Origin of the sequence: Sphingobium sp. RSMS (assembly GCF_005406185.4) — a bacterium.
Lineage (GTDB): Bacteria > Pseudomonadota > Alphaproteobacteria > Sphingomonadales > Sphingomonadaceae > Sphingobium > Sphingobium fuliginis.
On the sequence record NZ_CM191257.1, the window covers coordinates 2,592,202 to 2,608,547 of the forward strand.

At 64.4% G+C, this 16,346-nt stretch carries 21 protein-coding genes; 8 read left to right on the forward strand and 13 right to left on the reverse strand.

All coding sequences use genetic code 11. The features are described from left to right. Window positions 1-2: 2 nt before the first annotated feature. The 5 genes from EGM87_RS12520 (at window position 3) to EGM87_RS12540 (ending at window position 3,460) form a co-directional block, all read left to right on the forward strand. Complete coding sequence (locus tag EGM87_RS12520) at window positions 3-1,244, forward strand: SAM-dependent methyltransferase (protein ID WP_137710231.1); 1,242 nt, start codon at window positions 3-5, stop codon at window positions 1,242-1,244. A gap of 110 nt (window positions 1,245-1,354) precedes the next feature. Beyond that, on the forward strand, window positions 1,355-1,666 hold the full coding sequence (locus tag EGM87_RS12525) for a hypothetical protein (RefSeq protein ID WP_048575847.1): 312 nt from the start codon (window positions 1,355-1,357) through the stop codon (window positions 1,664-1,666). 203 nt (window positions 1,667-1,869) lie between these two features. Beyond that, window positions 1,870-2,292 carry a DUF350 domain-containing protein gene (locus EGM87_RS12530; RefSeq protein ID WP_025549678.1) on the forward strand — a complete coding sequence of 141 codons (423 nt, stop codon included), beginning with the start codon at window positions 1,870-1,872 and terminating at the stop codon, window positions 2,290-2,292. 3 nt (window positions 2,293-2,295) lie between these two features. Then, a complete protein-coding gene (locus EGM87_RS12535) occupies window positions 2,296-3,153 on the forward strand; it encodes a S1 family peptidase (protein ID WP_025549679.1) in 858 nt (285 codons plus the stop codon). 31 nt (window positions 3,154-3,184) lie between these two features. Beyond that, window positions 3,185-3,460, forward strand: coding sequence for a DUF3297 family protein (locus tag EGM87_RS12540; protein WP_025549680.1), 276 nt, complete (start codon window positions 3,185-3,187; stop codon window positions 3,458-3,460). 167 nt (window positions 3,461-3,627) lie between these two features. On the opposite strand, the gene EGM87_RS12545 is transcribed toward EGM87_RS12540, so the two are convergent. From EGM87_RS12545 to EGM87_RS12560, 4 genes are all read right to left on the reverse strand, one after another. Then, a complete protein-coding gene (locus EGM87_RS12545; protein ID WP_137710468.1) occupies window positions 3,628-4,296 on the reverse strand; it encodes a CHAP domain-containing protein in 669 nt (222 codons plus the stop codon). Window positions 4,297-4,382: 86 nt separating this feature from the next. Next, entirely contained in the window at window positions 4,383-4,913 is a 531-nt protein-coding gene (locus tag EGM87_RS12550; protein ID WP_137710230.1) for a CHAP domain-containing protein, read from the reverse strand. Window positions 4,914-5,020: 107 nt separating this feature from the next. Beyond that, complete coding sequence (recF, locus tag EGM87_RS12555; protein WP_025549683.1) at window positions 5,021-6,091, reverse strand: DNA replication/repair protein RecF; 1,071 nt, start codon at window positions 6,089-6,091, stop codon at window positions 5,021-5,023. Between the two features lie 127 nt (window positions 6,092-6,218). Next, window positions 6,219-6,761, reverse strand: a complete 543-nt coding sequence (locus EGM87_RS12560; RefSeq protein ID WP_025549684.1) for a hypothetical protein — start codon at window positions 6,759-6,761, stop codon at window positions 6,219-6,221. Window positions 6,762-6,955: 194 nt separating this feature from the next. Here EGM87_RS12560 and EGM87_RS12565 point away from each other — a divergent pair, with 194 nt between their 5' ends. Further along, the gene (locus EGM87_RS12565) at window positions 6,956-7,492 is read left to right on the forward strand and encodes a peroxiredoxin (RefSeq protein WP_410483097.1); all 537 of its coding nucleotides are present in this window, start codon (window positions 6,956-6,958) and stop codon (window positions 7,490-7,492) included. Window positions 7,493-7,602: 110 nt separating this feature from the next. Here the strand turns inward: EGM87_RS12565 and EGM87_RS12570 are convergent, their stop codons facing one another. Then, window positions 7,603-8,502 carry a dienelactone hydrolase family protein gene (locus EGM87_RS12570; protein ID WP_137710229.1) on the reverse strand — a complete coding sequence of 300 codons (900 nt, stop codon included), beginning with the start codon at window positions 8,500-8,502 and terminating at the stop codon, window positions 7,603-7,605. A 174-nt stretch (window positions 8,503-8,676) separates the two neighbouring features. Continuing rightward, on the reverse strand, window positions 8,677-9,063 hold the full coding sequence (locus EGM87_RS12575; protein ID WP_103001242.1) for a gamma-glutamylcyclotransferase family protein: 387 nt from the start codon (window positions 9,061-9,063) through the stop codon (window positions 8,677-8,679). Between the two features lie 325 nt (window positions 9,064-9,388). Here EGM87_RS12575 and EGM87_RS12580 point away from each other — a divergent pair, with 325 nt between their 5' ends. Continuing rightward, window positions 9,389-9,574, forward strand: coding sequence for a PspC domain-containing protein (locus EGM87_RS12580; RefSeq protein ID WP_048575843.1), 186 nt, complete (start codon window positions 9,389-9,391; stop codon window positions 9,572-9,574). 305 nt (window positions 9,575-9,879) lie between these two features. Here the strand turns inward: EGM87_RS12580 and EGM87_RS12585 are convergent, their stop codons facing one another. Next, window positions 9,880-10,620, reverse strand: a complete 741-nt coding sequence (locus EGM87_RS12585) for a DUF72 domain-containing protein (RefSeq protein WP_137710228.1) — start codon at window positions 10,618-10,620, stop codon at window positions 9,880-9,882. 116 nt (window positions 10,621-10,736) lie between these two features. On the opposite strand from EGM87_RS12585, the gene EGM87_RS12590 reads away from it, so the two are divergent. Further along, complete coding sequence (locus tag EGM87_RS12590; RefSeq protein WP_025549688.1) at window positions 10,737-10,973, forward strand: DUF2061 domain-containing protein; 237 nt, start codon at window positions 10,737-10,739, stop codon at window positions 10,971-10,973. Between the two features lie 61 nt (window positions 10,974-11,034). Here the strand turns inward: EGM87_RS12590 and EGM87_RS12595 are convergent, their stop codons facing one another. The 6 genes from EGM87_RS12595 to EGM87_RS12620 all read right to left on the reverse strand — a co-directional run bounded on the left by EGM87_RS12595 (window position 11,035) and on the right by EGM87_RS12620 (window position 16,303). Further along, window positions 11,035-11,406 carry a nuclear transport factor 2 family protein gene (locus tag EGM87_RS12595; RefSeq protein WP_061937901.1) on the reverse strand — a complete coding sequence of 124 codons (372 nt, stop codon included), beginning with the start codon at window positions 11,404-11,406 and terminating at the stop codon, window positions 11,035-11,037. Window positions 11,407-11,447: 41 nt separating this feature from the next. Continuing rightward, window positions 11,448-11,933, reverse strand: coding sequence for a RidA family protein (locus EGM87_RS12600; RefSeq protein ID WP_244309606.1), 486 nt, complete (start codon window positions 11,931-11,933; stop codon window positions 11,448-11,450). Window positions 11,934-12,327: 394 nt separating this feature from the next. After that, complete coding sequence (locus EGM87_RS12605; protein ID WP_037482920.1) at window positions 12,328-13,140, reverse strand: DODA-type extradiol aromatic ring-opening family dioxygenase; 813 nt, start codon at window positions 13,138-13,140, stop codon at window positions 12,328-12,330. A gap of 27 nt (window positions 13,141-13,167) precedes the next feature. Then, window positions 13,168-14,052 carry a DODA-type extradiol aromatic ring-opening family dioxygenase gene (locus EGM87_RS12610; protein ID WP_037482922.1) on the reverse strand — a complete coding sequence of 295 codons (885 nt, stop codon included), beginning with the start codon at window positions 14,050-14,052 and terminating at the stop codon, window positions 13,168-13,170. 131 nt (window positions 14,053-14,183) lie between these two features. Beyond that, window positions 14,184-15,230, reverse strand: a complete 1,047-nt coding sequence (locus EGM87_RS12615; RefSeq protein WP_171010066.1) for a peptidyl-alpha-hydroxyglycine alpha-amidating lyase family protein — start codon at window positions 15,228-15,230, stop codon at window positions 14,184-14,186. 68 nt (window positions 15,231-15,298) lie between these two features. Next, window positions 15,299-16,303 (reverse strand): MBL fold metallo-hydrolase, encoded by a 1,005-nt coding sequence (locus tag EGM87_RS12620; protein ID WP_216614557.1) that lies wholly within the window; start codon window positions 16,301-16,303, stop codon window positions 15,299-15,301. Window positions 16,304-16,346 lie beyond the last annotated feature (43 nt).

A 16,346-nucleotide genomic window follows, 5' to 3' on the forward strand; every position in this document is an offset into this window, starting at 1 on the left:
CCATGAAATTGTTCGATCGCGTCATCAAGCGGCTGGTCACGCGGGGCCAGCTCAGCATCTATTATCATGACGGCAGGAAGATCACGGTCGGAACCCCCGAACCGGGCTTTCCGTCGCTGGCGCTGAAATTCCACGATGCGCGTGTGCCGTTCGACATCGTCAAGGACCCGCGCCTCGGTATGGCGGAGGCCTTCATCGATGGGCGCGTCGCGATAGAGGGCGGCGGCATCATGGAGCTGATCTCGCTCATCCGCATGAACAATGCCTGGGAAACGGGCAAGTCGATCAGCGATCTCGGCTCCGTCAAGCGCGGCTTCAAGGCGATCCGGCGCAAGCTCTGGGCCGCCAATCACAGGGCGCGGGCGAAGGCCAATGTCGCGCATCATTACGACCTGTCGGGCGCGCTCTACGCCCTCTTCCTCGATCGGGACCGGCAATATAGCTGCGCCTATTTCCCCGATGCCGACAATGAGGCGGGGATCAGCCTGGAACAGGCGCAGGAGGACAAAAAGGCGCATATCGCGGCCAAGCTGCACCTGAAGCCGGGCATGAAGGTGCTCGACATAGGCTGCGGCTGGGGTGGCATGGCGCTGTACCTGCATCGCACCTGCGGCGTCGACGTGACTGGCATCACCCTGTCTGAAGAGCAGCTCAAGGTCGCGCGCCAGCGGGCGCAGGATGCCGGCGTGGCCGACCATGTGCGCTTCGAACTGATCGATTATCGCGACATGGACGGGCCGTTCGACCGCATCGTGTCGGTCGGCATGTTCGAGCATGTCGGGACCAAGGATTACCGCACCTTCTACACCAAGTGCCGCGACCTGCTGACCCCGGACGGGGTGATGCTGGTCCACACCATCGGCCGGGTCGACGGGCCGGGCATCACCGACGCCTTCACCCAGAAATATATCTTCCCCGGCGGCTACATCCCCGCCCTGTCGGAGATGATCCAGGGCAGCGAGGGCACCCGCCTGATGGTCACGGATGTCGAGGTGCTGCGCATCCATTACGGCCTTACCATCCGCGAATGGTACAAGCGGACGCTGGCGCACAAGGCGGACATCGTCGCCCTGTACGACGAGCGGTTCTTCCGCCTCTGGACCTTCTATCTGGCCGGTGCGGCCACGGTGTTCGAACATGGCGGCATGGTGAATTACCAGGTCCAATATGTCCGCGACCGCCGCAGCCTGCCGATCACGCGCGACTATATGCTGGAGGCGGAAAGCGCCCTGCGGGGCCGCTAATCCATCCATGAATATTGGCTGACGACACCGTTCCCGGACGGTTCAGTAAGGCCGGTGCATCTTCCCTTCATGACCCCGGCGACGGGCGTGCATGCTGAGGAGAGAAAGACATGAACATCTTGTGGAAGGGCGCTGCCGCCCTGGGCCTGGCGATCACCGCCATGGGGGCGAGCGTGGCCCCTGCACAGGCGCAATATTATGGCGGCTATGGCTATCGCGACGGGTATCGCGGCAACCATTGGGACGATAGGCGTTGGGACGATAGGCGCTGGGACGGCAGGCGCGACTGGCGCCATGATGACCGCCGCTATTGGCGCGGCGACCGGCGCTCCTGGCGCGGGCATTACCGCCAGCGTTGCTGGACCGAATGGCGCTACAATCATTACCGCGACCGGCGCGTGAAGGTTCGGGTCTGCAATTGATCTGACCACATCGGCTGGTTGATGCCATGCAATCCTCCCTGCGCGCAGCCTGGGGAGGGTGCAGGAGAGGCGGGTGCCTCTGTTCGACACCCGCGAAGTGAATGGGGGAGGGGAAGCTGCGCGGGGTGCGCCATTTTCCTCTTCACCCGTTTCGCCATCGACTGGCAATTGCGCCCGGCATCCGCTTGCGGCATTTTGACGCGATGACCGATCCCATGCCCGTCATTCAGAGCCTGCTGTCGGGCCTGCCCATCTTCCTGCTGCACCTGGGTTCCGCAACCCTGGCCTGGCTGGCGGCGCTGGCGCTTTATATGTGGATCACGCCGCATGACGAATTCGCACTGATCCGGGCAGGCAATGCTGCCGCGGCGATCTCGCTGGGCGGGGCGGCGATCGGGTTGGCCGTGCCGTTGGGCTTTTGCCTCGCGGGCTCGGTGAATGTCTGGGACATCATGATCTGGGGCAGCGTGACGCTGATCCTGCAACTCATCGCCTTTCGCGTGGTCGATTTCCTGCTGGGCTCGCTGCCGACCCGCATCGAGGCGGACGAACGGTCCGCCGCCATCTTCCTCGCCATGATGAAGGTCGCCATCGCCTGCCTGACCGCCGGCGCGGTCGCGGGTTGAGCCGTGGCGGGCCGGCGCTTCGGCTGTCTGCCCGGCCTGCTCGGCATCATCCTCGCCCTGCTGTGGATCAGCGAGGTCATCAGGCCAACGCCGCTGCATGTCGAGGCTTTCGACCCGCGCTCGCCGCGCCGTCCGATGCCGCAATGGAGCGATGAGAGCTTCGTCATCGAGGAACGGACGGAGGCGCCCGCCGACAGCATGGGCACGACCTTCGCCATCGACCGGGACGGCGCATGGCTGACCGCCGAGCATGTCACCCATGGCTGCACCCGGGTCGGCATAGAGCAGGGCGGCTTCGCCCGCCCCGTGTCGCGCCTGGTGGAAAGCCGGGAAGCGGATGCGGCGCTGGTGCGCGGGGGCGTGGCGAGCGACCACGCCCTGCCGCTGTCGGACCGCATGCCGCCGCCCGGATCGGTCGGCTATCATATGGGCTTTCCGGGCGGACAGCCGACGCTCGTCATATCCGAGCTGATCGGCGCCGCCCGCGCCCGGCGCGGCGCAGGCGAGGAGACGCAGCCCGTGCTCGCCTGGGCGGAGCATGCGCGCATTCCGATGGGTGACGGCACGCTGTCGGGCATCAGCGGCGGTCCGGTCTTTGCCGAGGACGGCCATGTCGTCGGCGTCAACAGCGCCGCCACCGACCGGCGCGGACGCATATTGACCACGGCGCCCGATGCCATGATGCGGCTGGTCATCGCCAGCCGGGCAGTGGGGGAACGGCCGGTCGCCTATCCCTTCCTGGATCTGGCCGATGCGCATGCCCGCTTCGAATCCTGGCTGGCGCAGGGGGTGATCCGGCGCATCTTCTGCGATGTCGACGATGGACCGCAGCAGTTGACGGCGGGCAGGCCTAAGGGCTAGGTCGCGCCAGATTGACAGGATTTGGACCATCATGAGCGATACGCCCCCCGACCGCCTTTCCACCAACCCGAAGAGCCCCTTTTTCGACATGGACGTGCTCCAGCGGGGCATCGGCATCCGCTTCAAGGACCGCGTCCGCAACGATGTCGAGGAATATTGCATTTCCGAAGGGTGGATTCGCGTGGCGGCGGGCAAGACCCGCGACCGCCACGGCCAGCCGCTGACGATCAAGCTCTCCGGGCCGGTCGAGGCGTGGTTCGAGAATGCGGACGAGGGCGCTGGGGAAGCAGCGGACAAGGCGGAATAGGGTTTCGTCTGCGCTGAAGAAAAAAGGGCGCCGCCTCGCCAGAGGGGCGCGCCCTTTTATTCAGCCGCGTTCCGATGAGACGAGAGGCTCATGAGAGCCCGCTCGGACGCCGTGTTTTCAGGATAGCCGGGACCGGGTTCCTGCCCGCGCGGGAGCATCGGGCCGCTTCAACGCAGCGCCGCGTCTCGCTTCACGTCCGCGATGATGTCGCGCAGCGAACGGGCGGAAGGCGCCGCATCGGCATAGCGGATGGCACGCAGGTCGACCGCCAGCCGCGGCTGGGCGGCGGACCTGCGCAACGGAGCGCTATCCTCCTCCGGATCCTCCTTGGTCACCGTCATGCTGGCGAAGCGCGTGCTGACGCCCAGCGCCGGATCGGTCCGGAACTCGCGCAATTGCGGTTTGTCGGGATAGATGAAGCCGAAGGTCGGGTTGCTGCGCGCGCCCATCCGGTTGGTCGGACTGTGCCAGACGCGCACCTCGCTCCAGTCGCCTTCTTCGGATACGTCGACTGCGAGAACATCCTCCTCGATCGCGCCCGGCGCCGACCAGTTGGCATGCCGGATCAGCACGCGCCGGTCGTCCAGCACCCTGCTGACCACCGCGACATGGCCCAGCACCATCGGGCCGACGGGACGGAAGGCCAGTACCGCTCCCCTGCGGGGCGCATGCCCGCGCTTGTAGTGATTTTCCGCCTGGTCCCACCAGGTCAGCGCGTCGCCATAAATCTGGACGCCCGACACGGTACGCGCATAGGGCACGCATTGCAGCACGGTCGCGCCCAGCACAGGCGTCGTTGTCAGGCCGGCCAGCAGCAAGGCCGCCCAGCGCATCATTCCCACTTTCATGCGACCCCAAAAGTCTCAGAATCGCCCCACCGCCGACGAAATTAGGCGGCGGCCATTAGGAAATGGTTAAAATGTCAGAAAGCACCCCGCGCGGCGTCGGAGCCTGCCGTCGCGCGATCCGCCATGGCGATCTGCACCGGAGCGTCGCTCGCCTTGTGCGCGTAGATGAAGCCTTTGGCGGGGTTCGGCCGCAGACCCAGATCCCCGATCGGGCCATACCAGACGCGCACATCGGTCCAGTCATTGTTCGGGGACACGTCGATGGCGCGGACATTGCGCTCTACGCCGCCGCGATAGGACCAGTTGGCATGGGTCAACAGCACTTCGCGTTCGCTGACCACCTTGCTGACCATGGCGACATGGCCGACCGGCATCGAACGGCTGGCCGAGAAGGCAAGGACGGCGCCGACACGGGGTTCATGGCCGCGTTCATAGCGGCCATCGGCCTGACCCCACCAGGTGTTGGCATTGCCATATAACTCGATACCGGAAACCTGCCGGGCGAAGGGCGCGCACTGAAGGACGCCGGCAGCGGCCGAGGTCGCGATCAGGGCGCCGAGTGCAAGCGTTGCCGCTGCGACAATAGCGCGAAAACCACCGATCATAGGAATGCGACCCCCGACTATTTGAACGACTTAACCCCGTGCCATGCTTTAGGGCAGACGCCGGACGCGTTGAAAAGCAGCCAGCGACGAGTCGTTGTTGCGGCGCGTCAATCTGCGGAACGAAAGACGTGCCCCGCCGTTACACAAAACCGGCTCGCCACAGGCAAGCCGTTGAAAAGTGCGGATTCCGTCCCCGTCATCCAGACCTGGCCGCCGGTTTCCCGCAGCCGGTCGAACAGCGCGGCCCGCCGCGACGGGTCGAGATGCGCCGCCACTTCGTCGAGCAGCAGCACCGGCGGCTGGCCGCGATGAGCCGCCACCAGAGCCGCATGGGCGAGCAGGATGGAGAGCAGCAGCGCCTTCTGCTCGCCGGTCGAACAGAGCGCGGCAGCCTGCGCCTTGGCGGCGTGAACGACGGCGAGGTCCTGCCGGTGCGGGCCGGACAAGGTGCGACCGGCAGCGGCATCGCGGCGGCGTTCGCGGGCCAGGCGAAGCCCCAGGGGCTCGTCGCCCTCCCCTTCCCCCTCGATCGCCAGCAGCGGACGGGCAAAGGGATGGTCGGGCTGGTCCTCCAGCGCGGCCTGCAAGCGGCCGACCAGATCGGCGCGGGCGGCGGCAAGCGCCGCGCCATGCTCGTCCATCTGCGTTTCAAGCGCGCTCAGCCAGGAAGGATCGGCGGCGGACAGATCGTTCAGCAGCCGGTTGCGCGCCCGCATCGCCGCCTCGTAGCGGGCGCTGTGCGCGGCATGGGCGGGGTGAAGCGCCAGCGTCAGCCGGTCCAGGAAACGCCGCCGCCCGCCGGGACTGTCCATGAACAGCCGGTCCATCGCGGGCGTCAACCACACGATGGACAGATGATCCGCCAGCGCATTGGCGGAGGATGCGACGCCGCCGATCCGCACCTGACGCCGGTCGGGGGCCGAAGCGAGAACCCCCGTACCCAGCATCACGCCGTCCACTTCCGCCGCTATGCCGAAACCGCCCGCCCCATCCTGCCGCACCATGTCGCGCAGGGCCGCGCCGCGCAGGCCGCGTCCCGGCGCCAACATCGACACGGCTTCCAATATGTTGGTCTTGCCCGCGCCATTGTCCCCGGTCAGCACGATGAAGCTGTGATCGGGCATGATCAGCGCATCCGCATGATTGCGGAAATCGCTCAAGGTAAGACGGCCGATCATGAGGCGGCTCTAACCAGTGCGGCGGCTTTGGGAAAGCTTGGAGTAAGCATTCCGCGCTCCTGCGCAGGCAGGAACCCAATTCTGCCGCCCGATCCCGTTTCCCGCCTTTGCAGGAACAGGCCGAAGATCAACTACACCGCTTCCGCGTCACCGCCCGGCCGTCGTCGATCACCGTCAACTCCCGCCCGCTGGCCGAGGGCCGCAATTCCAGCTTCCTGTTCCAGCTCTGCCCTTCGCCGGTGAAGGCCGCGTCGATGCGGATGCGGCCGTCGGGGCCGTGGGACACGCCGGTCGCCTTCCCCTCGCTCTCCAGAAAGACCAGGCTGGTCGGCGTGATCGTCAGCTCCAGCTCGGTCGCGCGGTCGGCACAGCTTTCGTCCAGGCCCGTCCATCGCCCCTGCACGCTGGCGGGGATGGTCGACCCCACCGGCACGGGTTTGGATGGAATCTCCGGCGCGGGTTCGGCGGTCTGGATGCCGTTCGCGCCTTCCGGCACCTGCTGCACTTCGTTCATCGCTTCGTCGACGATATTGGTGGCTATCCCGGGCTGATCGCCCGGCTTGTCGCCGCACGCCGCAAGGACGAGCAGCGGCAGGAGAATCATCGCGCGCATGGGAGGAAAACCGGCATTCCGCCAATGGGTTCCGGCCAGCGCGCGTTCCTGCTTCATCCCTGCCACACTCCTTCTCGGCAACTTCTCAGCCACGGCTTATGCCATGGCGCGCCGGAAGGGGCTGACTTTTCTTCCCCCGCGATCCGGCTGGGCCACTGGCGGACTTGCGCGCGGCGAACGTTGCAGTCATCACCATGGCCGAAGGGATGGACTATCGGAAGCCCCCCACCGCCTGAATGAAGAGGAAGCCGATGATGAGAAGCCTGAAGATCGCTCTCGCCCTTGCCGCTGCCGCCGTCGGTTCGCAGGGCGCCATGGCGGCGCTGGCCGTCGGGGCCAAGGCGCCCGACTTCACCACCCGCGGCGCGCTGGCGGGCAAGACCTTCACCCTGACGCTATCACACCAATTGAAGCGCGGGCCGGTGGTGCTCTATTTCTTCCCCAAGGCTTTCACGCCGGGCTGCTCCGCCGAAGCGCGGGAGTTCGCGGAGCATATCGAGGATTTTAAGAAGGCGGGCGCGACGGTGATCGGCATGTCGGCCGATCCGGTGGACGATCTGGTCGCCTTCTCCACCAAGGAATGCGCGGGCAAGTTCGCCGTGGCGTCGGCTGGTCCCAACATCGTGTCGGGCTATGACGTGGCGCTGAAGATGCGGCCGGGCATGACCGACCGCACTTCCTATGTCATCGCGCCCAGCGGCCGCATCGCCTTCGTCCATAGCGAGATGAACTATGCCGGCCATGTGAAGAGCACGCTCGCCGCCGTCGAGGCGATGAAGCAGAAATAAGGGCAGCCGCCGCCCTGCAAAGCCGTCATGCCGAACTTGCTTCAGCATGGCGGTAGAGAATGAACATATGGCAAGGGCGCTGCTTTCAGCTCAGTCCAAGCCGAACGATCCTATCCCTTCACATATTTGCCGAACCAGCCGAGCGTCGCGTCCCACGCGGCCTTGGCGGCGGCTTCGTTGTAGCTGGGGCGATAGTCGGCCATGAAGCCATGGTCGGCGCCAGGGTAGACGGTGATCGCGTCCGGCGGCGACTTGCCCGCGATCTTCAGCGCGGCCTGCATCTTCTCGACGTCAGCCACCGGAATGCCCTTGTCCAGCGCGCCATATTGGCCAAGCACCGGGGCCTTGAGCCGGTTCACCTGCTCGATGACGCTCAGCGGCTGCAATTCGGTCTTGTCGCTGACCAGCCGGCCGTAAAATGCGACGCCCGCGTCCAGTTCCCTGCTGTGGGCGGCGTAGAGCCACACGACCCGCCCGCCCCAGCAAAAGCCGGTGATGCCGCGCCGCCTGCCGTCCCCGCCATGGCTGCCCGCCCAGGCATAGGTGGCGTCGATGTCCTTCAACACCTGCTCGTCGGAGGCCTTGGACACGATGGTGCCGACCAGTTGCTTGAAATCAGCCACCTTGGTCGCATCGCCATGGCGTGCGAACAGGTCGGGGGCGATGGCGTAATAACCCGCCTTCGCAAAGCGGCGACAGATATCGCGGATCCATTCATGCACGCCGAAAATCTCATGCACCACGACGATGACGGGCGCAGCCTTGCCGGCGGCGGGACGAGCGACGAAAGCAGGCATGGCAAAGCCGTCGCTCGCCCCGATCGAGACGCTTTCTTCCTTCAACCCTTCACCGGAGGTCTGGACCGCGCTGCTGGACACAGGCCGGCAGGCAGCGGCGAAGCCCGCAGCGAACGCCCCGCCCACCAGCAGCTTGCGCCGGTCGAGGCCGGTCGAACCGATCCAGTTGCTGTCTTCGGGCAAACGTTCCGGCTGATCCCGTTCATCGGTCATGCGCGTCTCTCCTCAAGCCATGGCGGGAGAGCCTAGAGCATCATGCAGAAAAGTGGGAACCGGTTTTCTGCATGATGCTCCAGGCTTTTGTTTTGCCGCGTTTTCCGAGCCAGCAGATCATTCTATCCGCCCGGAAAACGCTCCAGCCGCGCCCGGGCCTCGCGCAAGCCATTCTCAACTCAGGAAATCACCGCTCTCGATCCGTTCCAGCCCGACGACGTCGCGATTGTAGATATAGGTCCATGCCTCCACCGGCCCATGTTCGCCCAGGACGATCAGCCGTTCGCGACGATATTCATGCGGCTGGGGGAAGTGGGCAGCGCATTCCTCATAGTCGTCGAGCGCGGCAAGCACCGCCTCCGGATCGGGGAGCGCGAACAGGTCGCCCGTCACGTCACCGGTCCCGCCAGGCACGAAGCCCGGATAGGCCGCCACGCGATAAAGCGCGCCTTGCGCGACGGCTGGGCCGACAGGACGGGCCGCATCGCCCAACCAGCGGGCCATCGGTTCGTCGCAGCCGGGCCGGAGCGTGCCGTAGACGAAGAGGAGCGGTTCTTTCAGACGATCACTCTGCAAATATTCCCGACTTGCAGGAAATTTGCCCAATTAGCGGAAAATTTCCCGCCCAAAAATGATGGATGGGCCGCGAAAATGCCTGAAAATCGGGTCGAAATCGAAATTGGCACGGCTCCTGCAATCTTCCTTGCATCACGGCCGGACAGTCCGGCCAAGCACAAACCAGGGAGTATATCATGTTCGCCAAGCTTCAAAACGCCGCCTTTGCCCTTACCGGCGCCCTGCTGGTTTCCGCGCTCTTCATCGGCGCCGCCGTTCCGATCGCGCCGATCGCCTGATCCCGCCATATCTCTTCAAGAAGGCCAGATTCATGAACAACAGCTTCACCCTCGACCGCCGCAATGGAAAGATCATGGGCGTGTGCGCCGGGCTTTCCAACCGCACCGGCCTGGATGTCACGCTGATCCGGATTGCGCTCGTGCTGCTGACGCTGTGCGCCCTGGGTCCGGTCGGCGTCGTCGCTTATCTGCTGGCGGGCTGGCTGGCGGAAGGTTGATCAAGTCCCGAGATAATGAAAGAGCCGCCCATGGCAATATCCAGGGCGGCTCTTCCGATGTCCATCAAGGACTCTTTGGATCGGGTCATGTTGCGCTCAGGCAAACAGCACCGAATAGAAAGTCAGCATCTGCGCGCCGACCGCAACCATAAGGGCAACGCCCTGAACCGTATGTCGCATATCATTCGTCCTGCAAGTCATTGTTATTTATCGCCACCAGGGGCGAGCGGGCCTATGCGCCCGACATGATGTTGTAACAATCGCAAAGGACGATTTCGCAGTTGCAGCAAATGCAACAGTCGATGTTACTGCAAAGCCACAATCATGGCCTGCGCTGCGGCGGGTGCGCGGACCTTCGCCCCGCTGATGAAGAAGGCGTAGACGTCGCCTCTGGCGGCCCGTTCGCGCGCCACCTCCGCCCAGCCCTTGATCTCCTCCGCCGAATAGCCGGTCGGCTCCTCCTCCCGCGTGCGCATCAGACGGGCATAGGAAAAGCCGACCTCCCGGCCTTGCAGCGCCGGATATTCCGGATGGTCGGCATAGACCACGGCCGCGCCGGCCCGCCGCGCGAGGTCGAAAAAGACGGGATCATCGAAACTCTCATGCCGCACCTCCAGCGCGTGGCGCAAAGGCACGCCGTCGATGCTGGCCGGCAGCAGCTTCAGGAAAGCGCCGAAATCCTCCGCATCGAATTTCTTGGTCGGCATGAATTGCCAGAGGATCGGCCCCAACCGGTCGCCCAGCTCGACCAAACCCTGGTTGACGAACTTGGCAATGGATTCGCTCCCCTCCGCCAGCACGCGCCGATTGGTGCAGTAGCGTGACGCCTTGACCGCGAACTGGAAACCATCCGGCACGGCCTTGGCCCAGCCGGCGAAGGTCGCCGGCTTTTGCGTGCTGTAATAGGTGGCATTGATCTCCGTCGCGGTCAGATGCTGGCCCACATAGGCCAGTTCGTCCTTCTGCCGCAGCCCTTCGGGATAGAAGGTGCCGCGCCATGGTTCGAAGATCCAACCGCCGATGCCGACCCTGATCTTTCCGCTCATCCTGGACTCTCCTTTCCCGCCATCCTGATCGGCAAAGGCGATCAGAGCCAGAGGGAAAAGCTGTTGGCACCTATTGCGAACGAATCTTAATTGAGCGGCAACAGGAGCACAGAGCCATGTCCACAGACCTGATCAAGACCGCCACCTATCTCAGCATCCACCTGACCGTGGGCTTCTCGGTCGCTTATCTGATGACCGGCTCCGTCGCCATGGCGGGCGGGATCGCGCTGATCGAACCGATGATCAACGCCGTCGCCTTCTTCTTCCATGAGCAGGCGTGGAAGAAGATCACCGCTCGTCCGCCACGCGGCGCGGGGCGGGAATGGATGCGGGATCAGGCCGCCTTCGCCTGAAAGCCGCAACCTTCGACGGAATAGTGAGGGCGGCCTGCCCGTCCGGCCATGGCGCTGCCCATCATGCGCCGCTGCCGGGCAAGGGCGCAAAAACGATCCGCAAACGCCCGATCCGATCACTTTGCGGATCGAATTCGAAAAGGTCGATCAGGTCGGTATCGACATCGGGCTGGCCATGCCGGCTCCAGCGATAGGCGAAATGGGCAATCAGCCGCTCGGGCTGCGTCGGACTGACGTACAGGCTGTGCAGATCGACGCTGGCGCTGATCGTGTCCGCGAACAGCTTTTCGTAGAATGGGCGGACGGGCTCTTCCCCATAGACGGGCGAAATCACCGTGCCATCGGCTGCGAAGCATTGGAGCACGCCGTTCAGGTCGCCCTTTTCCATGGCGGACAAATAGGCGCGCACGATCCGTTCGCGACGGTCGGACATGATTTCCTCCTTCTATCGGGCTTGGTCTGTTCGCGGGCGGATCAGCCGATCTGCGGGTCCGGGGCGTAGGCGATGGCGCGCATCTCGACCAGCAGCAGCGGATGGGGAAGCTGATGGACGGCGACCGTCGTCCGGGTGGGGCCGGTCTCGTCGAAATATTCCGCCCACACTTCGTTGAAGCCACCGAAATCGTTCATGCTGACGAGAAAGCAACTTACCTCGACAAGATCCGACAGGTCGAGGCCGGCGGCCGCCAATATATCCCTGATATTCTCGATGACGGCGCGGGTCTGCGCCTTGATGTCCAATTGGGTGACGCCCATTTCATCGACATCGGAACCCTCGATGCTGTTGTCCGGCTTTCGCGCGCTGGTGCCCGATATGAAGATGAAGTCCCCGGCCCGCCGATAATGGGGAAATTGCCCGCGCGGCTTCGCCTTGCCCTCCACTATGCCGGCCGGCGCCGCCGCAAGACGGCCATTGGATGCCGGCTGCAGGCCGATCTTCAATTCATCTGTCATCTTCATTGCACCGTAAACTCTATCGAACCGATCTTTCGAACGCGAAGCCCATGATGAACGCCTGGCCGCCCCGCTTGTGCCGGACGGGCCATTTGCTGCCAGAACCCGCCCCCGGGGCCTAGAGCCAATCGACATTCAGCCCTGACGGCCTGCAAATGACGCTTTTCCGTGCTTCCGGTGCTCACATACTTTGAGTAGGCTGCGCGCCGGGTCACGGAAAACCACCATTTTCGGCTCGTCATCTTCTGAATGTCGATCGGCTCTAGCGCCTCTCCCGCCGCCGCCACAAGCGAAGGGGGACAAGCGCAGCCTTCAAGCGCGAAGTCCGAACCGCCCGGCGCGTCCGGCGACATGGAGTCAAGGGAATGGCGATGCCGGCTGACGGCCATGGTCCGCCGGATCAGGCCAGCTTGAACTCGACCACGGCCGCACCCGCGCCATAGGTCGGCCCGTAGCCATGGACATGGGCATTTTTGAAATCGCCCACGCCCCCCAACAGCCAGGCCAGATGCTTCATCCCCATGTCGGTCTTCGCCGCCGCGGCGAAGTCATCCAGTCCGGCGCGCAAGCGGTCCGCCCCGCCCTGCTCCATCGCGGCAAGCAGCGCGCGATTGGCGGCGTCGCTCTGCTCATCCACGATACGATCCTCGGCTATGTCGATATCCTTGTCGAAATAGCCGGCGGAAAGGCCGCCGACCGCGATCACCGCCGCGCGCTTGCCCTGAAGATCGGCCTGCTCCGCCGCTACCCGGCCCAGCGCCTCCGTCGTGGCGAAATCATGATAGAGGTTGTTGGCGGCGACCACCGTCGGAATCGTTCCGCCGGGGTTTAGGAAGGCGTTGGCGACGATCGTTCCGCTGTCGATCGGAAAGCCTTCATAATCGACCGCCTTGGATCGATGGCCCGCCGCATTGGCCCCCGCGACGCACGCCTGGGCCAGCGAAACATCCGCACGCAAGTCCATCTGGAGGTCGCCATAATCATACCAGTTCTCATCGACATGGACGCCCGTGCTGTGCGGACGCGCCTGCCACAGTTCGTCCAGCACGGCGAACCATTGGGTCGAATAGATCAGCAGCACGTCAGGCCGGCTGGCGCGCAGCGCCTCGCCCGCCGCTTTCGCCGCCGTGGCGAGCGGAGCCCAGGGCGGATTGTCCTGGCGCAGGAAGGGCAGCGGATTGCCCGGCATCAGAAATGCGGAAACGACCGGCATGATATGTCCTCGTATCTCGATTGGGGCTCAGGCCGCCAGGCGCCATTCCATGACGGCGTTGCCGGTTCCGATGACCGTGCCGTAGCCGTGAAGCTCCGCAGGCGTGGTGGGATATTCCATGGCGGAGATCATCCAGGGGAAGGCCCCGGACTTCACTTCGGCAAAGGCTTCCTCCACCCATTCGGGGAACAGGCGCATCACCTCCCGGATCTCGCCCCTGCGCATGAGTTCGATCATGCGCATGTCCCATTTGTAGCCCTTGTAGCTTTGCGGATGCTCCCGGCTCATATCCTCGGGAATCTCCGGCTCCTCATGGAAATGATAGTGCGAGAAGGTGTTGGACGCGAGCAGCACGGCCCGCTTGCCGCTTTTCTCGATCGCCCGCCGCGTCGCTTCGCCCAGCCGCTCCATCTCCTCCACGCCCTCGTCGAGGGTGAGGTAATAAGGCGAATTATTGGCCGAAATGCCGACGACCGGGATGTCCCATTGCGGACGGACCATGTGCAGCGTGGTGATCGTGCCATAATCCACGCGGAAATTGGGATTGCGCATCATCTTGGCGGTCAGGCCAAGCGCCTGCGCCTCGCCGCAACAGGCTTCGGCAAGGTCGACGTCGACGTTCAGGTCGAAGGCAAAGCGGAAGAGATTGGGGAAGATCGGATCGACCGACTTGCCCGACAGACGCTCCACGCCCAGGAAATGGTGGCCGACTGTCGTAATCCAGTGCGGCGAATGGACGAGCAGCACGTCGGGCTTCAGTTCCTCGATGCTCTTGCGCGCCTTTTCATAGGCCCAGCGCAACGGCTCCCACCCGCCCTCCGAGCGCGGCTCGTTCTGCGGGGGATTTTCGGCATAGACGAGATGGGGAGGATGCGGCGCTACGAAGCCCGCGAGAATCTTACCTTGGGACATGAGCTCTCTCCGATTCTCATTAAGTAAGAAAAATAATTCGTCTTGTAAGATTGGTATCAAGCCCGCAGGAAGCCGTCAACGAAAGTCTGCGGGCCTTGCAACGGACCAATCATTCGGAACCGGGCAGCCCTTCATGGCTTCGGCCGCTTCACATGCCGTTCCAGCATGCGGCGGCCAACGACTGCCCCATAGACATTGCCCTGATCGTCGACACCCACGCCTTCGGCCCCGGAATGCCTGGGTTCCGCCGCTTCGGCATCCTCGATGAAGGCGTCGACCCTTCCGGTCCGAGCACTGCCGATACGGATACCGCGACGGATGCGGGCATCCTGATTACGGCCCTCGACCGGACTGGATTCGGAATCCGCGACATAGAGCCTGTCCTTCCCGTCGATATAGATGCCGCTGGGGCGACCGAACTGATGCCATTGGGCCAGGAACTTGCCGTCCTGGCTGAAGATCTGGATGCGGTTATTCTCCCGATCGGCCACGAACAGCCGCCCACGGGAATCGAGCGCCAGGCTGTGAGGCTCGCTGAACTCGCCAGGGCCGCTTCCCTTGCGCCCCCATTGCCCGATGAACTTGCCGTCCTTCGAGAATTTCAGCACCCGGTTGTTCTTGCCGCCGGGCGAATGACTTTCGGACACGAAGAAGTCGCCCTTGCGCGTGACCACGACGTCATTGGGCTGATCCAGAAAGTCTGTGGCGGAACCCAGCGCATCGTGACCAAGCGTCATCAGCACCTTGCCGTCCGGATCGAATTTCACGATCTTGCCGCCATTGTCGCCCGATCCACGCTCGGCCAGGAAAACGGAACCCAGATCGGTGACCCACAAATTACCCTGCGGATCGACGGTCGCCCCATGGGGGAAGCGAAACAGCCCCTGGCCGAATGCCTTCAGAAGTCGGCCCTGCGCATCGAATTTCAGGATCGGCGGTTCGGGCCGGTCGATGCAGGAATTCTCATAGCAGCGATGGATGACGTAGATGACGCCGCCCGGCGCCGATTCCACCGCCGTCACCGCCGCCCATTTCATGCCCGCGGGCAAAGTGCCCCAATCCCGGGTCGTTTCATAAGGCTGAGGCAGGTCGTTGCGCGGAGCCGCGTCGCGCGCGACCGCAACGGCGGGCAGCAGCATCGTCGCCGCGAAGGCCAATAATCCGGAACCCAGTCGCAATGTCGCCTCCTCCCATCGATGCATTATCCGACGCCATCACGCATCGGGCCGTCCAGCCGCCCCCTCCGTCAGCGGGGCGGGATTTCGTAGGTGACGGGCACCCAGGCATAGCCGCGTTCGGCCTTGCGGATATGCCCCAGTCCGGGAAAGGGCAGGTGCGCGGCGGCGACCAGATAGCGCCCGTCCGCTGCATCCTTCAGCGCCGCCAACCGGCTCGCCGTCGCCTTTGCAGGATCGATGTCGGAATACATGGCCACTTCCGGCAGCTCGAGCTGGACCTGCCCGAAATGCATGATGTCGCCCCAGAAGAGCAGGCGCTCGCCCTTCGATTCCACCTCGAAAAAGGCGTGGCCGGGCGAATGCCCGCGAGAGGCGATGGCGCGTATGCCGGGAAGCACTTCCCCCGTGCCGTCGAAATATCGAAGCCTGCCACGACGGCTATAGGCGTCCATCGACTCCTTGACCGCCCGGAAGCGATATTTGCCGAGCTTGCCCTGATCCTCCGGCGCCTTCGCCGCTTCGGCCGGGTCCAGCCACAGCGCCGCATCGGTCTTGTCGGCATAGACGGTCGCATTGGGGAATTCCGGCTGCCCATCCTTCACCAGGCCGCCGATATGGTCGGGATGCATGTGCGTGATCAGCACGGCATCGACCTGATCCGGCCGGTACCCCGCCGCCCGCAGGCTTTCGGCAAGCCCGCCCAGACGCGGCCCCAGAACCTTTCCGGCGCCCGTGTCCACCAGCACCAGACGGTCGCCCGTGTTGATCAGGAAGGCATTGACGGACGTGGGCACGGCATCCGGCTCGAACCGCTTGCGCAGCATCGCGGCCACCTCGCCCGCCGTCGTGTTCGTCAAGAGCTTTGCCGGCGGGAAGTCGACGACGCCGTCATTGAGCGCCGTGATCTCATAGTCGCCCAGCATCATGCGATAGAAGCCCGGCGCCTGGCTTTTCACCATCGGCACATTCGCCGCCGGAGCCTGCGCGGCGCCACCGCCCGCCGCCGCCAACAGGGCGAGGGCGGCTGCCCGCCAGAACCGGCGACGCGCCTGCCCTCCAGGCATAGCGGACATTGCGGACCTTCGGCTCAAACGAACATCGGGCATCCACGTCTCT

Bases quoted from the DNA above. Each gene is read 5' to 3' on its own strand.
- EGM87_RS12580 (WP_048575843.1), top strand. From the start codon at position 9,389: ATGAACAACAGCTTCACCCTCGACCGCCGCAATGGAAAGATCATGGGC.
- EGM87_RS12620 (WP_216614557.1), bottom strand. From the start codon at position 16,303: ATGTCCGCTATGCCTGGAGGGCAGGCGCGTCGCCGGTTCTGGCGGGCA.
- EGM87_RS12520 (WP_137710231.1), top strand. From the start codon at position 3: ATGAAATTGTTCGATCGCGTCATCAAGCGGCTGGTCACGCGGGGCCAG.
- EGM87_RS12550 (WP_137710230.1), bottom strand. From the start codon at position 4,913: ATGATCGGTGGTTTTCGCGCTATTGTCGCAGCGGCAACGCTTGCACTC.
- EGM87_RS12605 (WP_037482920.1), bottom strand. From the start codon at position 13,140: ATGCCGGTCGTTTCCGCATTTCTGATGCCGGGCAATCCGCTGCCCTTC.
- EGM87_RS12585 (WP_137710228.1), bottom strand. From the start codon at position 10,620: ATGAGCGGAAAGATCAGGGTCGGCATCGGCGGTTGGATCTTCGAACCA.
- EGM87_RS12565 (WP_410483097.1), top strand. From the start codon at position 6,956: ATGATGAGAAGCCTGAAGATCGCTCTCGCCCTTGCCGCTGCCGCCGTC.
- EGM87_RS12545 (WP_137710468.1), bottom strand. From the start codon at position 4,296: ATGATGCGCTGGGCGGCCTTGCTGCTGGCCGGCCTGACAACGACGCCT.
- EGM87_RS12540 (WP_025549680.1), top strand. From the start codon at position 3,185: ATGAGCGATACGCCCCCCGACCGCCTTTCCACCAACCCGAAGAGCCCC.
- EGM87_RS12530 (WP_025549678.1), top strand. From the start codon at position 1,870: ATGACCGATCCCATGCCCGTCATTCAGAGCCTGCTGTCGGGCCTGCCC.
- EGM87_RS12525 (WP_048575847.1), top strand. From the start codon at position 1,355: ATGAACATCTTGTGGAAGGGCGCTGCCGCCCTGGGCCTGGCGATCACC.
- EGM87_RS12610 (WP_037482922.1), bottom strand. From the start codon at position 14,052: ATGTCCCAAGGTAAGATTCTCGCGGGCTTCGTAGCGCCGCATCCTCCC.
- EGM87_RS12570 (WP_137710229.1), bottom strand. From the start codon at position 8,502: ATGACCGATGAACGGGATCAGCCGGAACGTTTGCCCGAAGACAGCAAC.
- EGM87_RS12595 (WP_061937901.1), bottom strand. From the start codon at position 11,406: ATGTCCGACCGTCGCGAACGGATCGTGCGCGCCTATTTGTCCGCCATG.
- EGM87_RS12600 (WP_244309606.1), bottom strand. From the start codon at position 11,933: ATGAAGATGACAGATGAATTGAAGATCGGCCTGCAGCCGGCATCCAAT.
- EGM87_RS12560 (WP_025549684.1), bottom strand. From the start codon at position 6,761: ATGAAGCAGGAACGCGCGCTGGCCGGAACCCATTGGCGGAATGCCGGT.
- EGM87_RS12590 (WP_025549688.1), top strand. From the start codon at position 10,737: ATGTCCACAGACCTGATCAAGACCGCCACCTATCTCAGCATCCACCTG.
- recF (WP_025549683.1), bottom strand. From the start codon at position 6,091: ATGATCGGCCGTCTTACCTTGAGCGATTTCCGCAATCATGCGGATGCG.